This window comes from Buttiauxella sp. BIGb0552 (assembly GCF_004366275.1).
GTDB classification, from domain to species: Bacteria; Pseudomonadota; Gammaproteobacteria; order Enterobacterales; family Enterobacteriaceae; genus Buttiauxella; species Buttiauxella gaviniae.
In genome coordinates this window covers 19,569-37,689 of the sequence record NZ_SODY01000003.1, presented here as the reverse complement: position 1 = coordinate 37,689, position 18,121 = coordinate 19,569, and the positions used below count along the sequence as shown (strand labels likewise).

The 18,121-nt window shown below is 53.3% G+C and carries 6 protein-coding genes; 2 read left to right on the top strand and 4 right to left on the bottom strand.

The features are described from left to right. Positions 1–22: 22 nt before the first annotated feature. Both EDF88_RS09140 and smpB read right to left on the bottom strand, forming a co-directional pair. A complete protein-coding gene (locus tag EDF88_RS09140) occupies positions 23–13,645 on the bottom strand; it encodes a BapA/Bap/LapF family large adhesin (protein ID WP_134184230.1) in 13,623 nt (4,540 codons plus the stop codon). A gap of 776 nt (positions 13,646–14,421) precedes the next feature. Then, positions 14,422–14,904 carry an SsrA-binding protein SmpB gene (gene smpB / locus EDF88_RS09135; RefSeq protein ID WP_064513222.1) on the bottom strand — a complete coding sequence of 161 codons (483 nt, stop codon included), beginning with the start codon at positions 14,902–14,904 and terminating at the stop codon, positions 14,422–14,424. A gap of 154 nt (positions 14,905–15,058) precedes the next feature. Between smpB and EDF88_RS09130 the strand changes: the two genes are divergently transcribed. Together EDF88_RS09130 and EDF88_RS09125 are read left to right on the top strand one after the other, a co-directional pair. Further along, the gene (locus EDF88_RS09130; protein WP_034457334.1) at positions 15,059–15,496 is read left to right on the top strand and encodes a type II toxin-antitoxin system RatA family toxin; all 438 of its coding nucleotides are present in this window, start codon (positions 15,059–15,061) and stop codon (positions 15,494–15,496) included. After that, positions 15,486–15,776 (top strand): RnfH family protein, encoded by a 291-nt coding sequence (locus EDF88_RS09125; protein ID WP_134184228.1) that lies wholly within the window; start codon positions 15,486–15,488, stop codon positions 15,774–15,776. Before EDF88_RS09130 ends, EDF88_RS09125 begins: the two co-directional genes overlap by 11 nt. A 37-nt stretch (positions 15,777–15,813) precedes the next feature. Here EDF88_RS09125 and bamE read toward each other — a convergent pair whose 3' ends face one another. Beyond that, positions 15,814–16,155, bottom strand: a complete 342-nt coding sequence (gene bamE / locus EDF88_RS09120) for an outer membrane protein assembly factor BamE (protein ID WP_034457332.1) — start codon at positions 16,153–16,155, stop codon at positions 15,814–15,816. 223 nt (positions 16,156–16,378) lie between these two features. Beyond that, positions 16,379–18,040 (bottom strand): DNA repair protein RecN, encoded by a 1,662-nt coding sequence (gene recN, locus EDF88_RS09110; protein ID WP_134184224.1) that lies wholly within the window; start codon positions 18,038–18,040, stop codon positions 16,379–16,381. Between the last annotated feature and the right edge of the window lie 81 nt (positions 18,041–18,121).

The following is an 18,121-nucleotide window of genomic DNA, read 5'->3' as shown; positions in this document are numbered from 1 at the left end:
GCGCCCGGGTTATTCTTGGCTATCAGGTAATAATGTGGTTCTGTTGCACCAGCTCATCGAGCGTGACGTGGGTGTTCTCCAGTGTGACCAGTTGGGTTGGGCTGTGGGTTGCAGCGGTGCCGTCACGGTCGATGGAGATGACTGTGCTGGTACCGTTGTAACTAACGCTCAAGTAGTTGGCGATGTTGGATGTTGCCGGGTTCCAGCCGGTAAGCAGGTCGTGGATATTGATTTTGTCGCCATCCGCCATATGGAAGTCCTTCCAGGTATCGGCACCGTTGCCGCCTGTCGCATTTGCGCTGTTGAGCAGATGATAAACAAGCGTGTCGCCATAAGCTGAGCCGTTAATCACATCGCCTTGCGCGGTGCTGACAAATTGCGGGTTCATATTGATGGTTAGCGTCGCCGTGTCGGAATGGCCATTCTGGTCGTTCAGGGTGTAAGTAAATGTCTCCTTGGTGGTCATTGACGCAGGCGAAACACCTGCATTGAGGGTGTAGGTGTACGCGCCATCAAGCCCCATAACCAGCGTGCCGTAATGCCCCTGAATCGTGGCGGTGGAGCTGCTGTCCGTCAGTGGGTTGAGCGTCGTGGTCGTGCCGTTGAAACCGGTAATACTGAGCAACGTGTGAACGGTACCGAGTTGGTCAATCGCACCTGAGGAGTTGCTACCGTCGTAGATATTGCCGTTGACCGAGCTACCCGCAAGCGTTGAGTAGCTGTCCAGATCGATAGTGGTGCCGGTGACCGATGGAGTGATGGTGATATCGCCAACCGTCAGCGCGCCCGCGTTGCCGGTGTAGCTCAGTGTCCAGGTTCCTGAATGCAAATCCAGGCCACTGAGATCGACATTCGCTGTGCCTCCTAAGAGCGCGGAACCATTTATCGTACCGCTTCTGGTAAAGCCTAATCCGTCTGAGATTGTCCAGTTGATTGATACACCGCCCAGAGCCAATACGGAGACAACGTTGAAATGCAGTATCGGGTTATGCAGTACATCATTGTTGCCTACCACAAAGGTGCCGCTGCCATCGCCATGGGTGCCGAATAATAGCGAGGTCGTCCATGTTGCGTTTCCTACAGTCGTATCCGAATAAAACGCCGTAGTTTGTGCCGTATTAACCGCCATCACGCCGCTGATGTCATTAAACGCATCCACGGTATGTGGGGTAGCCGTGATATTCAGCGATGCGGAGTCGGTATCGCCGTTAGATGAAGTCACGGTATAAACGAAGCTGTCCGGCGTTTTGATGCTGTCGGCACCCAAGCCGCTGTTCAGCTTGTAGGTGTAATTCCCTGCGGCATCAATAGTTAGCGTGCCGTATTCGCCAACAATAGTGGTTGTTCCGCTGGCCGCAACAGCGACGCCGTTGACCTGCGTGATGTGGCCGGTGTTACCTGCGGTAAAGACGTCATCCGTCAATACATTACCGTTTGTCGTCGCGGTGACGCTTTCCACCGCATAAGTATGATCCTGCAAGATATTCAGGGTGTAGCCGGTCAGCGCCGTTACGCCCGTGGCGTTATTAAGCAGGAACAGATATTCGCCGCCCGGTAACGTGAGGGTTAATTGCCCTGACGTCCCGCCCAGCAACGGCGCGGTCAGCCAGGTATTCACCACTTTATATTGCTCATATTGCTGGGTGACATCGTTGAACTTGTAGACGTAAAGGTCAAAGGTTGACAGCAATGCCACGCCGCCAACGCTTGCCTGTAACGTCATGGTGCGCGTGGAGCCATCATCGACATCAAAGATTATCGGGTTGGCCATGTTAGCCAGCACGTTCGCGTTCAGCACATTCCCCAGCCCCACAGAAACCACCGAGAAGCCACTTTGCTGGGATGCGCCGTGGTTTACTGCTTCCACATCGGTGTTGTAGGTCAGTGCCGCGGTGTTATCCGTTGCCGTTACGCTGCTGGCTGGCGCGCCATTACCGAGTGTGACCACCAACTGAGCGGTGTCGCTGATACCGTTTTGGGTGATGGTGTAGCTGAAGTTTTCGGTATGCCCGAGTACTGCCGCCGTGGTGTTATTCAACGTGTAGGTGTAACTGCCGTTCTGGTTGATATGCAGAGTGCCGTACAAGCCATTAATATCGGCACCGCCTGCGCCAACAACCAGTACTTGCCCCTGTGCGTTAGTGACCGATGTGACAACCGTACCTGCCGGGGCGGTATCCTGCCCACCGCTCGGGTCGATATCGGTTATGACGTTCCCCTGATGCGATGTTTCACCCGTCACAACACCTGGGCCAACTTGCTCAACGGCGACGTCGAGACTGGTTAGTGAACCGGTCGCCAGCAGATTAGTGTTGTAACTCAGCACACGATAAGTGCCTTCAGGCAGGTTATCGATTTTGAACGTAATGCCGCTGGCCCCAATGGTTAACAGGTTGGCAAATTGTGCCTGCGATGAGTCGTAAACGGTGCTCCATGTGCCAGTGCCGGAATCGAACCGTTGAACGGCCACTTCCAGCGAGTTGAGCAGCGTCAGCACGATGCCGGTTGCGGCAGCTTCAATCGTGATATTCCCGGTTCCTGCGCCCACGTTAAACTGGACTTGCGCCGTGTCATTGCCGAGCACCTGTACTGAGTTGCCCAGCGCACCGACTAATAGCACGCCATAGTCGTTGTAATGGACCGGTGGCGAGACAGTCGCAGTGCTGCTCAGTGCCAAATCAATCACGTTGTCATTGGCGGCCAGTGGCAGAGTTGGTGCGGTAGCGGTGACGGATGGCGACGTGTTGCCTGCGGCATCGCTGGCGGTCACTGAAAGCTGCTCGCCGCCAATTTCACGCGTTGGCAGTGTCAGGCTGTACGCCCCGCTGCCGTTAGCCGTGGTTGTGATAACAGTGCCACCAGGTAGCGTGATGTTTACTGTGCTGTTGGCTTCGGCAGTACCGCTGATAGTGGTGCCATCAGCACTGATGGTTGCCGTTGGCGTCGGTGGCGCGATGGTATCCACGGTAACGGTAATTGCCGTTGATGGGCTACCGGTGCCGTTGACGTTGGTGGCCGTTGCAGTAAAGGCATGAGATCCATCAGTGAGCGTGCCAGGTGTATAACTCCAGGTACCGTTCGTTGCTACGACGGTCCCCATCAACTGACCATTGTTATAGATACTGACGGTGGCACCGACGTCTGCCGTGCCATTGATGGTTGGCGTGGCATCGTTGGTACTTTGCCCGTTAGCCACACCTCCGGTCACTGGCGCAGCATCATCCAGGATGCTGGTGATCACCGGCACGCCCGGTAATGCGGTGTTCGGTGCGCTAAACCCGGCAGAAGCGCCGGTGTTACCCGCGACATCCTGGGCTGTGGCGAACAGGGCTTGCGAGTTGGTTTGTGCAGGTGAAATTGATGCGCTAAATTTGCCTGTGCCATCAGCCGTCGCGGTGCCGAGAACGACTCCTCCGCTGCCAGTAATCGTGACAAGACTGCCTGCTTCGGCATTCCCGGTCACGATGGTTCCCGTTCCATTAACGGTCATGCCCGTTGGTGCGGTTGGTGGCGTGATATCAACCACAATCACCGATGGCAGCGACGTGGTGCTGATGTTGCCCGCCACATCGGTCGCGGTGACGGTGAAGGTGTGGCTGCCTTCTGCCAGTACTGCCGTTGGTGAAGTGTAGGTCCAGTTGCCGCTGCCATCGGCGATGACGGTGGTATACAGCGCACCGTTATCGTAAATGTTGACCGTCGATCCCGCTTCTGCTGTGCCGTTGAGCGTTGGTCGGTTGTCGTTGGTGACTTGCCCGCTACCGAGCGCGTTATTCGCCACGCCGCCAGCGACATCATCAACAATTGACGAAATAACCGGTGTGGTTGGGGCTGTGGTATCGACGGTAATGGCAAAACCGGCTGTCGGGCCACTGACGTTCCCCGCAGCATCCGTTGCGGTAAGGGTGATGGTATGCAAGCCCGTCGGCAGTGGCGTGGTCGGCGTAAAGGTCCAACTGCCGCCAGCAGGAACCGTTACGGTGCCAATCGGTGTGCCGCCATCGAGGATGGTAATAGTTGTGCCCACTTCACCCGTGCCGCTGATCGTTGGGCGCGCATCGTTAGTGACTTGCCCATTCGTGAGGTTGGCGTTAAACACGCCGCCTGCCACATCGTCATACACAGTTGGCAGCGCAGGCGTTACCGGTGTGCTGGTATCGATTGTCAGCGTGAAGCTGCCAGAGACAGCCCCGACGTTACCCGCCGCATCGGTGGAGGTTGCCGTAAAGATATGCTGACCATCGTTCCGGACTGGCGGTGTATAGCTCCAGGTGCCCGTCGCGCTGGCAGTCACTGTGTCGAGAAACACGCCATTGTCAGAAATACTCACTATCGAGTTGGCTTCCGCCGTCCCGCTCAACAACGGCTGGTTGTCGTTGGTCGACTGCCCATTGACCAGTGCGCCAGTGACCGGGCCGACATCATCAAACGCCTGAATAACAATCGGTGCCGTCGGTGCCGCCGTATCGACGATGATATTGAAAGTATTAGACGGTGAGCTGACGTTGCCCGCGCTATCCGTTGCGGTCACGGTAAATGCGTGGTTGCCATTAGTGAGCGGTGAACCCACTGGTGGCGTAAAGTTCCATGTTCCGTCTGTGGCGCTGGCGTTAACGGTGCCAATCAGCGTGCCGTTGTCGTAGATTTTTACGCTCGCGCCGTTTTCTGCCGTACCGCTAATCAGTGGCAGGGTGTCATCAGTGGATTGGCCGCTGGTTAAATCACCTTTTTCAGTACCCACATCGTCTGCAATATTGGTAATAGCAGGAGTACCCGGTGCGGCCAAATCAACCACCACGTTAAAGATGGCCGATGGCGCACTCACGTTGCCTGCGGCATCTGTTGCGGTCACGGTCAGATTATGTGAGCCGCTACTTAACGCGGTTGGTGGGGTAAAGCTCCAGGTCCCGCCAGAGCCAACAGTTGCGGTGCCAAGCGGAGTAGGGTTACTGCCATCGTAAATTTTGATGGTGGAGCCCACTTCTCCCGAACCGGTGATAGCAGGGCGCGTTTCGTTGGTCGGCTGGCCACTGGTGATCGGCCCAATATTTGGCGCGGTATTATCGGTAACCGTCACAATTAACGGTGCGGTTGGGGCGACGGAGTCCACAACGACCGTGAAGGCGGAAGATGGATTACTGATATTCCCTGCCGCGTCCGTGGCGGTGACGGTCAGGTTGTGGCTGCCCTGGCCGAGTGCAGTGGTCGGATCCAGAGACCACTCGCCATTTCCATTAGCCGTCGTCGTACCAACAATCGTATTGCCATCTTTGAGCGTAATAACGGCATTGGCTTCACTGGTGCCGCTTAAGGTTGGCAGGGTGTCTTTTGTCGATTGCCCGCTTGTCAGCGTGACATTGCCCACTTGAGTCTGATCATCAACGACCAGTGTGATAGCCGGAACTATCGGTGCCGTTGTATCAATGACGGCATTAAAGGTGGTTGCCGTGCTAACGTTGCCCGCGGTATCCGTGGTGATGATGGTCAGATTATGGCTGCCATCAGTTAGCGCTGGGTTCGGAGTGAAGTTCCAGTTACCTGTGCCATCAACCAGGGCAGTACCGATAACGTTACCGTTTTCGCTAATGGTGATAGTGGAATTCGCCTCGGCTGTTCCGGTAAAGGTTGGTGTGTTGTCATTGGTCGGTACGCCAGAAATGACTGGCGCAGGTGTTCCTACGTTGTCAGTGACACTGCTGATCACAGGCGCTGTTGTGAGCGTATCAACGTTTACCGAGAAGCCAGCAGAAGGTGCGCTGACATTACCGGCCGCATCAGTTGAAGTGACGGTTATCGGATGTAAGCCCTGTCCCAAATCGGTGGTCGGCGTGAAGGTCCATGTCCCTCCAGTGCCGACTACGGCGGTGCCGATCGACGTGCCATTATCAAGGATCGTGATAGTTGACCCAATTTCACCGCTGCCGGTGATCGTTGGGCGAGGATCATTGGTGGCCTGGCCGCTGTTAACGGTTCCAGTAATCGGGGCTACATCGTCGGTGACGGTAGTGATGGTGGGTTGCGTTGGTAGAACAGTATCAACAGTAATCACAAAGTTTGGTGATTTGCCGCTAAACAGGCTGCCGTTGTCCTGGCTAACGGCGAAGGTATGCTGACCCTCTGACAACGGAGTTGTAAACTGGTAAGTCCATACTCCTGATGCATCGGCTGTAACCGGTGGTTGTTCGATCCCATCAATATAGACCGTTACGTCGGCATTGCTTCCAGCCACGCCTCTGAGCGTCGGCAAGTTATCGTTGGTGCTTTGCCCGCTAGTCAGATTGCCAGTATTTGGCGTGACGTCATCCCACACCTCAATAGTTGGCGGCTGTAGCGCATTAGAAGTAACGGCCGAGAATGGTGTGCCAGTACTTTGGTTGCCTGCTAAATCCTGAGCAATTGCGGTTAACTGCAAACCAGTGGTTTGTGCAGGGGAGAGCGTCACGGTAAATGCGCCAGTTCCCGGATCGGCGACGGCAGTGCCCAAAACAGTTCCACCACTGTTCTTGATAATGACCGTACTGCCAGGTTCGGCAGTGCCGCTGACGAGGGTACCCGTTTGATCGGTTGGGCTTGTGACAATCGGCGCTGGTGGTGGCAGGGTATCTACGTGCAGAGTGATCGGTGCTGCAGCGGTTACGCTATTGCCCGTAGGATCGGTGGCTTTGATTACCAGATCGTGATTGCCTTCCGTAAGCGTTGGGGCAATCGTCCATGTGCCACCAGCACCGACGGTAGTGCTGCCAAGTGCGGTTGTACCATCGGTATCATAAATGGTGACGGTGCTGCCAACCTTACCCGTACCGTTGAAGGTTGGCGTAGTGTCGTTGGTGTAACTTCCACTGGTTAGCGAAGTGGTGATCGGTGAAACATCATCAACAATGTCAGTCACCACTGGGGCGGTGAGCGGCGTGCTATCGACCGTGAGCGTAAAGTTTGCTGATGGGTTACTGATATTGCCTGCCGCGTCGGTTGCCGTCGCGGTGAAACTTTGCAGCCCTTCCGGCAGCGTTCCCGTTGGCGTCAGGGACCAGGTTCCACCGGCGACCACAACTGCCGTGCCAATGACCGTGGTGCCGCTATACAGCGTGATGGTATCGCCGACTTCGCCAGTGCCCTGGAAGACGGGCTTGTTGTCATCGGTGATCTGGTTATTCAATACATCGCCCGTTCTGCCGCCGACATCATCAACAGCGAGGCTAATGACCGGTGCAGCAGATGGCGTGAGATCGACCGTAAAGGTGAAATCAGTCGACGCCGGGCTTGCGTTGCCCGCCGCATCGATTTCCTTGACGGTCAGTGTATAGGTTCCCGCAGTGAGCGGCGTGGTTGGGTCAACGCTCCACGAGCCGTCTGCCCGCACCGTGGTTTCGCCGAGTTTTAGCACCCCGTTGTAAAGCGCAATGGTATCGCCCGCAGTGGCACCAGTGCCGGTAAAAGTTGGCGTGGTGTCGTTGGTGCTGCCGTTATTGGCGATGACTCCAAGGCCTGGAGCCTGGTCATCAATGACCGTGAATGTGGTGGGTGCCAACGGTGCTAAAGAATCGACGATCAGGGTAAAGGCCGCAGACGGAAGCCCGACATTGCCCACCGGATCGGTCGCGACCGCGGTGAGGCTATGCGGGCCTTCACTCAGCGCAAGATCGAATGACCATGTGCCGCCTGCTGGAACGATAACTGTGCCAATCGGCGTAGTGCCACCGTTGTCATAGATATTGATTGTCGCCCCTTCTTCCCCGGAGCCCGTCAGTGTTGGCGTCCCATCCTGCGTACTGCCACCGGTGTTAATCGTGGCGGCAGCACCGCCAACAACGCCTTCCGCTGCGAGGATCAATGGCGCATCTGGCGGGGTGGTGTCTACAGTTAAATTAAAGTCGGCAAGCAGACTTGCGTTGCCCGCAGCGTCAGTTGCGACGGCATGCAGATTGTGCTGGCCCTCGGTCAATGGGTGGTCAGGCGTGATGCTCCACAGCCCATCGTCACCCACTGCGAAGGTGCCAATCGGGGTGTTGCCGTCATAAAGAGTAATAGTTGTGCCCGCAGGCCCGGTGCCGCTTAGTTCTGGTAGGGTGTCATCCGTTGATGCATTGTTCAGAAGAGGGAGCGTAATGCTGCCCACATCATCAACCGCACTGTCGATAGTCGGAGTGTCTGGCGTGGTGGTGACGACGGTAATCACAAACTCGGCTGACGGCGCGGTGGTGTTGCCCGCAGCGTCAGTGGATGTCACTGTGAAATGGTACTCTTTGTCATCGAGCGCCGGGGAAGGGGTGAAAGTCCAGGTACCTGATGCGTTAACGGTGACCGTTTCCTGAATGGCTCCGCCATCAGTAATGGTCACTTCAGTGCCGGGTTCACCGGTCCCGCTTAGCGTCGGGGTTGAATCATTGGTGAAACCGTTATTCGGTACCGAGCCGGTTATCGGCGAAGCGTCATCGCTGATTAGTGTGATCTCCGGGGCTTGTGGGGCAATTGAGTCAACGGTAAGCGTAAATGAAGATGCAGGACTCGTGTTGCCATCGGCATCCGTCGCGGTGACAGTCAGGTTATGCAGTCCTTGTCCCAGCGCCGTTGTCGGCGTGAAGCTCCAGATGCCGCCAGTATCGGCGGTAACGGTGCCGATTGGCGTGGTTCCGCCGTTGTCATAGATGTTGATGGTTGCACCCGGTTCAGCGGTGCCTTGCAGCGTCGGTTTGTTGTCGTTAGTGGTATCGCCGTTGTTCAGATTGCCCGTGATATTGGCAACATCGTCATTCACCGAGTCGATGACCGGAACCACTGGTGGTGTGGAGTCGGGAGCATCAACCGGCGCTTCTGGCCCGGTGTTACCGGCTTTATCTGTTGCGGTGACTTCCAGCGTTTCGCCGTTGGTTTGCGCGGGAGCTATAGTGACGCTAAAGCTGCCGTCATCCCCGGCTTTTCCGTCGCCCAGTGGGTTGCCGTTACTGTCGCTAACCGTCACTGTGCTGCCGGGTTCGGCATTCCCCGTGACGATTGTGCCATCGTCGTTAACGGCCAAATCCGTTGGCGCGAGAGGGTCGGTGTTGTCCTGCGCAAGCACGCCGGTATTTGGGCCTTTGTTACCTGCTGCATCTGTGGCACTGACCAACAGCGCTTCGCCGTTCGTTTGCGCCGTCGTCAGCGGGTTGACATCAAATACTCCATTGATATCCGCAGTGCCTGTTCCCAGCACCACGCCATTCCCGTCGGTGACTGTAATAATGCTGCCAGCCTCCGCCGTGCCGGTGACATGCAGACCATCCGTTGTGACCAGCAATCCGGTTGGCGCGGCGGGTGGGGTGGTATCAACAATCACGGTATAGGTATTTGATACTGTGCTGACGTTGCCCACGGCGTCCGTGGCGGTGACGGTGAAACTGTGGCTTCCTTCACCCAGAGCCGTTGGCGTGTAGCTCCAGATACCTGTTCCATCGACAAGGAATGTGCCAATCACCGTGCCGTTATCACTAATGGTAATGGTGGAATCAGGTTCTGTTGTTCCGCTGAGAATCGGCGTGGTGTCGTTGGTTGATTGCCCGGAGAGCACCGGCACTTGCAGAGTGTCATTATTATCAACTGCACCGGTGATAACTGGCGCAGCAGGTGCGGTCGCATCAATATCAATTGTAAAACTTGTCGATACGCCCCCGACGTTCCCGGCCAGATCCGTCGCCTGGGCGGTAAAGATATGTTCGCCATCAGGCAGATTCGAGCCTGATGTGAATGTCCAGGTTCCATCTGTGCCAACCAGAGCGGTGCCCAGTGGGTTGTTATTATCGAAAATGGTCACTGTTGTACCGGCTTCACCGGTGCCGTGAATGGTTGGGCGCGGATCGTTGGTCGCCTGATTGTTTGTTAGCTCACCTGTTCCTGGCGTGACGTCATCCACCACACCTGTGATCGCAGGCGCGTCAGGCGCCGCAGTATCAATCGTGACGGTGAAGTTGACGGTAAATCCGCTGGTTTCTCCGAGGACTGTTTGAGTTGCCGTGAAGGTATGTTGGCCCTGTAGCAATGGTATAAGGGGCTGGTAGCTCCAGTTTCCACTGCCGTCCACTGAGATAATTATCGGGAGTGGGTTGTTATCAATATAGAGATTCACGGTCGCATCAGGTGTTGCCGTCCCGTGAACTTCTGGCTGCGTGTCATTGGTAGATTGCCCGTTGCTGACATTCCCAACGACAGGAGCTTGGTCATCAACAAGCAGCGTGATGACAGGCGGTTGCGGCAGGCCGGAGTTGCTGGCATTGAAGCTGGTTGAATCGCTGGTATTTCCGGCAGGATCCTGAGCAACGGCAGTCAGCGTTCCACCCGCGGTTTGTGCCGGGGAAATATTAACAGTGAATGCGCCGGTGCTGCTGTCAGCCGTCCCTCTGCCGATTTCTTGGTCACCTGCGTCTTTAATAATGACGGTGCTGCCTGGTTCGGCAGTGCCGGTGACTGTCGTCCCCGTAATTTCAACGGGCTGAGTGATTTCAGGTGCTGATGGTGGCGTGGTATCGACCGTAATGACAATCGGTGCTGATGGCCCGACGGAATTACCCGCAGGATCGGTCGCACCGATAGTCAGAGAATGCTGCGTTTCGCTAAGTTCTGGCAGCATAATTGACCAGCTACCATCCGGGGCGACAACGGTTGTGCCAATCGGCGTGGTTCCACCGTTATCATAAATATTAATTGTGCTGCCAGCGGTGCCTGTGCCGTTAAAGGTTGGCGTTTTGTCGTCCGTGAAACTGCCATTGGTCAGCGGGGTTTGAATCGCCCCAACGTCATCCACAATGCCCGTTACCACTGGTTCGGTGAGCGGGGTGGTGTAAATGGTCAAGGCGAAATTGGCCGAAGGATCACTGATGTTACCGACTGCATCGGTCGCGGTTGCGGTCAGATTTAATGGGCCGTCTGCCAGCGCCACGGTTGGGGTGATGCTCCAGACTCCGCCCGAAACGGTTGTGACGCCAAGTAAAGTGCTGCCATTGTAGAGCTTGATGGTATCGCCATCGACACCCGTTCCGTGGAAGGTGGGGGTCGTGTCGTCAGTAATACCGCCGCTGAGTACCGGCTGCTGGAGATCACCGACATTATCGTCGGCATTCAAAATGACCGGTGCGTCGGGTGGTGTGGAGTCGGGGGCATCAACCGGCGCTTCTGGCCCGGTGTTACCGGCTTTATCTGTTGCGGTGACTTCCAGCGTTTCGCCGTTGGTTTGCGCCGTCGTTAGTGGGTTAACATCAAATACTCCATTGATATCCGCAGTGCCTGTTCCCAGCACCACGCCATTCCCGTCGGTGACGGTAATAATGCTGCCAGCCTCCGCCGTGCCGGTGACATGCAGCCCATCATCGGAAACCCGTAAGTCAGTGGGGGCAGAGGGAGGCGTGTGGTCGACAGTAAACGTCGGGCTGGTTGTGGTGCTACTGATGTTCCCCGCCGCATCGGTTTGAATCAACGTAATGGTGTGGGTGCCGTCGGCAAGAGGCTGGGAAGGGGTGAAGGTCCAGTTGCCACTACCATCAACGGTGACCTGAGCGATCTGCACGCCATTATCAAAAATGGTGACTTTATCGCCTGGCTCGCCTTTTCCGTGGATCCCCGGCTGGTTTTCATCAGTCGGCATACCATTAGTGATAACACCGGTAATCTTTCCAGTATTATCTTGTAGTTGCGCGAGTTCAGGTGCTTCCGGGGCAACGGTATCGATAGTTATCGTGTAACTTCCCGAAGGTTCGCTTTCACCTTTAGCATTAATGGTGGTGGCACTAAAAGAGTGAGAGCCATCAGCAAGTGCTGTGGTTGGCGTGAAGGACCAGCTACCGTTGGCAGCGACGACTGTGGTGTCAATTTCTTGACCGTTGTCGTAAATATGGATGGTTGTCCCCGCCTGGCCTGTGCCCTGCAGCGTCGGAGTATTATCGTTGGTCGGGGCGAGTGGGGCATTATTCGGTACGGTGCCTGTTACTGGCGCAACGTCATCAACCACACTGGTGAGTGTTGGAGCATCCGGTAGTGGGATGTTGGGTGCAACAACAGTGCTATCAGGACCCGTATTACCTGCCGTGTCTGTGGCATGTGCAGTGAGTTCTTCTCCACTAATTTTTGGTGTCGAAAGTGTGATTGTGAAATTGCCATTGTCATCAGCGATAGGGGAGCCGAGTACTTCTCCGTTGGCATCGGTAATGGTTACTGTACTACCCGGCTCTGCTTTGCCGGTGACATGCAGCCCATCATCGGAAACCCGTAAGTCAGTGGGGGCAGAGGGAGGCGTGTGGTCGACGATAAATGTCGGACTGGTCGTGGTTTTACTAACGTTACCTGCAGGATCGGTTTGAATCAGAGTGATGGTGTGATTGCCGTCGGCGAGCGGTTGAGTTGGGGTGAAGCTCCATTTTCCATCACTACCAACCGTGATCTGAGCGATCTGAATGCCGTTATCAAAGATGGTGACTTTGTCACCTGCCTCGCCAGTGCCGTGGATTATTGGAGCGGTTTCATCGGTATATGTACCGCTAACGATAGATCCTTTGATACTACCGACATCATCTTGTAGCTGATCAACTGCGGGAGCTTCGGGTGCTACGGTGTCGATGGTAATCGTGTAACTTGGCGAGTGAGTACTTTCACCTTTGGCATTGGTTGCCGTAACACTAAATGAGTGCGAGCCATCAGATAGCGCGGTGGTTGGGGTGTAGCTCCAGTTGCCGCTAGCATCAACGACTGCGGTGCCAATTTCTTTGCCGCCATCATAAATATGAACGGTTGTTCCGGCCTTGCCGGTGCCCTGAAGCGTTGGTGTATTATCGTTAGTAGATTGAGTTTTTGGGACGGTGCCTAGTACTGGGGCGACATCATCCACCACATTGGTGAGTGTAGGTGCATCCGGTAATGGAATATTAGGTGCAATGACCGTGGCATCAGGGCCTGTGTTTCCGGAAGGATCGGTAGCATGAGCTGTCAGATCTTCACCGCTGATCTGCGGGTTTTTTAGCGGGATAGTGAAAGTGCCATCGCTGCCAGCGGTGCCTTTTCCGATAATTTGGCCGCTAGGATCTGTAATTGTCACTGTACTGCCTGGTTCAGCTTTGCCTGTGATCGTTTTACCATCTGCTGAAACATTTAAATTTGTTGGTGCAGCAGGGGGCGTGACGTCATTGGCTGGAGGTGGCGGGTTTGGATTGCCCGGGCCTCCATTGGAATTGCCTTTATCATTATCTCCACCACCACCTCCTCCGCCCCCGCCACCCGCAGCAAGAGCAATACCGCCCGCAACAGCGACGCCACCTAAAACCCATGGCCAAATGGCAGCGCCACCGTGGTTTTCTGCACCTGTGGCTGCCATGAGTTCATCGATATTGTTGATATGTTCGAAGTGAAAAGCAGAGTCTGTATCCTGCACCCACCACAAAGCACCATGGTTGTCTTCTAGCACCAGCTGGTTGCCGCCCTGATCGGCGAAAGCGTAGAAATTTTTAACGGTAATGACTTCGCCGTCACGAAGAGTGATAACCATATCCTGGTTAGTTCGAGTGATGCTGGCGATATCAGAGCGTTCGGCTTTAAGTTCGACAATAGAAGGAGCTGTTAGCGTAATTTCAGAGGCTTCGACATTATTCGTTACGCCCGTTAGCTTTGAGATGATTGATATTGAACGCATTGTTGTCACTCCATTCGGTGTGGAACTGGGGCAGCCTTAAGCTCTGCTTATGCATACGAATAATTTTCCCCGGAACGAAATGTTAAAATGAACTCATTAAAGTATGAAATTTTAAGCAAACGAGTCCCGCCGTCAGAATATTAACGACTAACATTATTGATAAATGTTGGTGTCTGGCGGGGCGTTAACTCATATAAATTTGCGATTCATACTTATGTATCATTTCAATTCGGGGTTAATGAAGATATAGACAGGATTGTATGAAAGCGCAAATTAAGCCACGCTAAAGCAATGTTTTAGAAAATGTTAATAATTATTTTCATTGAGAAAAAGTTATAGATGTATGAGTGTTATTGATAATCACAATGAGTGATTATTTTTGTAATAATTTGATTTTAATCATTTAATTTATATCGATTGCACTTTGTGATTTTGTGCCGCTCATGATTTATTATCAGACCTTAACACTTCATTTGTTGTGGTTACTATCCTAAGGATAAAAGATCAGGTTGTTTTTTTTAGATAGAAATGGATTGTGAGAACTGTGAGGAGGGGCAGGTATATTTATCAAATTGAAATGCAAATATTAAATAAGACCAACAGTTTTATTCGAGTAGCACAGAAGTTAATAAAGGTGAGGATCTATTTTTTATAATGGTCACTTTTCTGAAGTGATTTTAGATAGGGAAATACAGCTTAAGGTTTATTTGTTAAAACATTAATGAGGTTTCTCAGTGCTGGCCTTGTAAAGCTAAAGCCAGCACTGCAAGAGATGCTTAACGACCAGCGTGTTTCATAATGCGCGCTTTATCTACCGCCCACTCTTTGTCTTTCAGGTCATTACGCTTGTCGTGTTGTTTTTTACCTTTTGCGACGCCGATTTTCACTTTGCACCAGGCGTTTTTCCAGTACATTGACAGCGCCACAACGGTATAACCATCTCGGTTAATACGGCCGTAAAGATTATCCAGCTCACGTTGGTTAAGCAGGAGTTTACGGGTACGCGTAGGGTCACAAACCACATGGCTTGATGCCACGTTTAACGGGGTAAAGTTTGCGCCAAACAGGAAGGCTTCGCCATCGACTAAAATGACGTAGCTGTCACCGATGTTGGCTTTCCCTGCACGTAGCGATTTTACTTCCCAGCCTTGTAGCACGAGGCCCGCTTCAAACTCATCTTCGATAAAGTATTCATGGCGGGCGCGTTTGTTTTGCGCAATGGTGGCTGAACCTGGTTTGAATGCTTTTTTCTTTGTCATAGTGCTGCTCAGTATAAGTAATCCAGGAGTTCAAATACACCCCGCTTCGCTGCGAGGATGAAGGCATATCTTAGCACGGCTCTAGCCTAAGAGTTTTTCTTTGCGTGATGATAAATGTTATTATTTGCCCGTTTTGTGACTCTCAGGAAATGCTATGCCTCAGATTACCCGTACTGCGCTAGTGCCTTACAGCGCGGAGCAGATGTATCAATTAGTGAACGATGTGAAATCTTACCCAGATTTTTTACCTGGTTGCACAGGCAGCCGGGTGATTGACGCGTCGCATGATCAGATGACGGCGGCGGTAGATGTTTCTAAGGCAGGTATCAGCAAGACCTTCACTACGCGCAATACGCTTACAAGCAATCAAAGCATTTTGATGCATCTTGTCGATGGGCCATTCAAGTCATTGATGGGGGGCTGGAAGTTTACGCCGCTGAGCGCTGAAGCATGCCGTATTGAGTTCCAGCTTGATTTTGAATTTACTAACAAACTGATCGAACTGGCGTTTGGCCGTATCTTCAAGGAACTTGCGGGGAATATGGTTCAGGCGTTTACCGTTCGCGCCAAAGAGGTCTACAGTGTCGCCTGAAATTAAGGTCGAAGTCGTTTACGCGCTACCGGAAAAGCAGTACTTGCTCAAGGTACGACTGGCGCAAGGCAGCACTGTTGAACAGGCTATTACCGCGTCGGGCATTCTCGAACTACGCACGGATATCGATTTGGCAAAGAACAAAGTAGGCGTTTTTAGCCGACCGGTAAAACTCACCGATACGGTTAATGATGGCGACAGGGTGGAAATTTATCGACCTCTGATCGCTGATCCGAAAGAGCTCAGACGCCAGAGAGCTGAAAAAACTGCTCAGAAGTAGCCAAAAAAAAGGTGCCGATTGGCACCTTTTTTATTGGTTATTCTTTTTCCAGCTTTGGCTTGTTGTCGATGTTGGTCAACACACCGCTGCTGTTGAAGGTCAGCGTCAGCGTTTGCTGAGTGACATTTTCATGCCCCGGTTGCTGGCGGAAAACATAGAACCAGGTACTTGTACCGAATGGATCGGTCATCATTGGTGTACCCAGAGCATACGCAACTTGTTGTTGAGTCATGCCAGTACGAATCTTTGACACATCATTCTGTGTCAGGTAGTTCCCCTGGTTAATGTCGGGGCGGTAAACCACTCGCTCCAGAGTGGAACAGCCTGCGGTCAGCATAAGAAGAACCGCTGCGGCAGCAGTCAGCGTTTTACAGCGCATAGTGATTTGATTCCTTTTCGGGCCCGAGCAGCACATGGCTCATTCATAATATGCCGATGATAATAAACCTTTACGCAGTTTAAAACATTAAGGCGCTTAACTCTGACCCTGGTTCGGCAAAAAAGTTGGCTTAAAACATGCTCAATTAACAATATGCTAGCGGAATGCTTGTTTTTTGAACGATGAATATCGTGCACTGCATAATGTGTATCGACAATAGCCGTTAAGCTGCCAGTAACTCTTTTGCGTTGGCAAGTGTATTGCGTGTGACTTCGCTGCCACCGAGCAAACGAGCCAGCTCTTGCAGGCGTGAGCGTTTATCCAGCGGCTGCATATGGGTTTCCGTCATTTCACCATCTGTTTCTTTACTGACAAAGAAGTGATGATGCCCACAACCGGCAACCTGTGGCAGGTGGGTTACACACATGACTTGCGTGGACGCGCCCAACTGGCGGAGTAATTTGCCTACCACTGCGGCGGTTGGGCCGCTGATTCCGACATCGACTTCATCGAAGATTAAGGCCGGAGTTTCCATTTTACGCGCTGTGATAACCTGAATGGCCAGAGCAATGCGTGAAAGCTCACCTCCGGAAGCCACTTTTGCCAGTGGTTGTAATGGCTGGCCAGGGTTAGTCGTTACACGGAAATCAATGCGGTCTGCACCTTCGGCGGTTAGGTGATTTTCGTTAAAATCTACGTCGATAGCCAGTTTGCCGTGTGGCATTGATAGCGAATGCATGCTTTCGGTAATCAATTCGCAAAGCTCGGCAGCGTAATGTGCACGGCGTTGATGCAATTCATGCGCGATACTCAGTGCTTGCTGATGATGGAGAGTCACTGCTTGCATCAGTTCGTCCTGAGAGCTGGCCTGCTCGTCGAGCTGTTGCAACTCTTCCAGGACTTGCTGGTGGAAAGCCGGCAATTCTTCCGGTGCAATGTGGTGTTTGCGTGCCAGCGAGATTTGCCTGGAGATGCGTTGCTCCAGCTCATACAAACGGTTTGGGTCCAGATCCAGGCGGTCACAGTAGTGGCGTAACTCATCGCTGGCTTCTGAAATCTGAATGTTCGCCTCTTCAAGCATATTCAATACACCAGATAGTTTTGAGTCCATTCCGGCTAATTCTTCCATCAGATGGCGCACGGTATACAGTTGGCTTTGCAGATTGTTATCTTCACCATCGGCAAGGATCGCCAGCGCTTGTTGGCTGGTGGAAATCAGTTGCCCGCTGTTTGCCAGCCGTTTGTACTCTTCATCGATTTGTTCGAATTCACCTGCGACAGGTGAGAACTCATTGAGTTCTTTTAGCTGGTAATTCAGCAGTTCAGTACGTGATGCACGTTCCTGAGCAAGTTGCTGATACTGTGCAAGAGTTCGGCAGCTTTGATGCCACTCGCGGTAGCGTTCTGCCATTTGCTGCAAGAGGGCTGTTTCCCCGGCATAACCATCGAGCAGGTTTTTTTGATGCTCAGGTTTCAACAAAAGTTGGTGCGCATGCTGACCGTGAATTTGAATCAGCATCTGGCCGAGGTCACGCAGTTGCGAAAGGGGAACGGCAGTGCCGTTAATAAAGCCGCGTGAACGACCATCACTGCTGATAACACGGCGCAATAAGCACTCGCGCCCATCATCAAGCTGGTTTTCTTCCAGCCAACGCAGGGCTGCAGGGGTATCTTTCAGGGAGAAACGAGCGCAGAGGTCGGCACGGCTGGCACCACGGCGCACCATGTCTGCTTCAGCGCGTCCGCCTAGACACAACCCCAGGGCATCAATCGCGATAGATTTGCCAGCACCCGTCTCACCGGTAATGGCGGTCATACCGTGGTGAAAATCAATTTCCAGTTCACGAACGATTGCGAAGTTACTGATGGTGAGTTGTGCCAGCATAATAGCTTTCCTGTATGAAAAGACATGACTGTGTTTTCATACAGTATAAACTGGTTTTATATACAGTAAAGGGCCGGGGCC

Coding starts and splice junctions, on each gene's coding strand:
- EDF88_RS09140 (WP_134184230.1), bottom strand. CDS start 13,645: ATGCGTTCAATATCAATCATCTCAAAGCTAACGGGCGTAACGAATAAT.
- smpB (WP_064513222.1), bottom strand. CDS start 14,904: ATGACAAAGAAAAAAGCATTCAAACCAGGTTCAGCCACCATTGCGCAA.
- EDF88_RS09130 (WP_034457334.1), top strand. CDS start 15,059: ATGCCTCAGATTACCCGTACTGCGCTAGTGCCTTACAGCGCGGAGCAG.
- bamE (WP_034457332.1), bottom strand. CDS start 16,155: ATGCGCTGTAAAACGCTGACTGCTGCCGCAGCGGTTCTTCTTATGCTG.
- recN (WP_134184224.1), bottom strand. CDS start 18,040: ATGCTGGCACAACTCACCATCAGTAACTTCGCAATCGTTCGTGAACTG.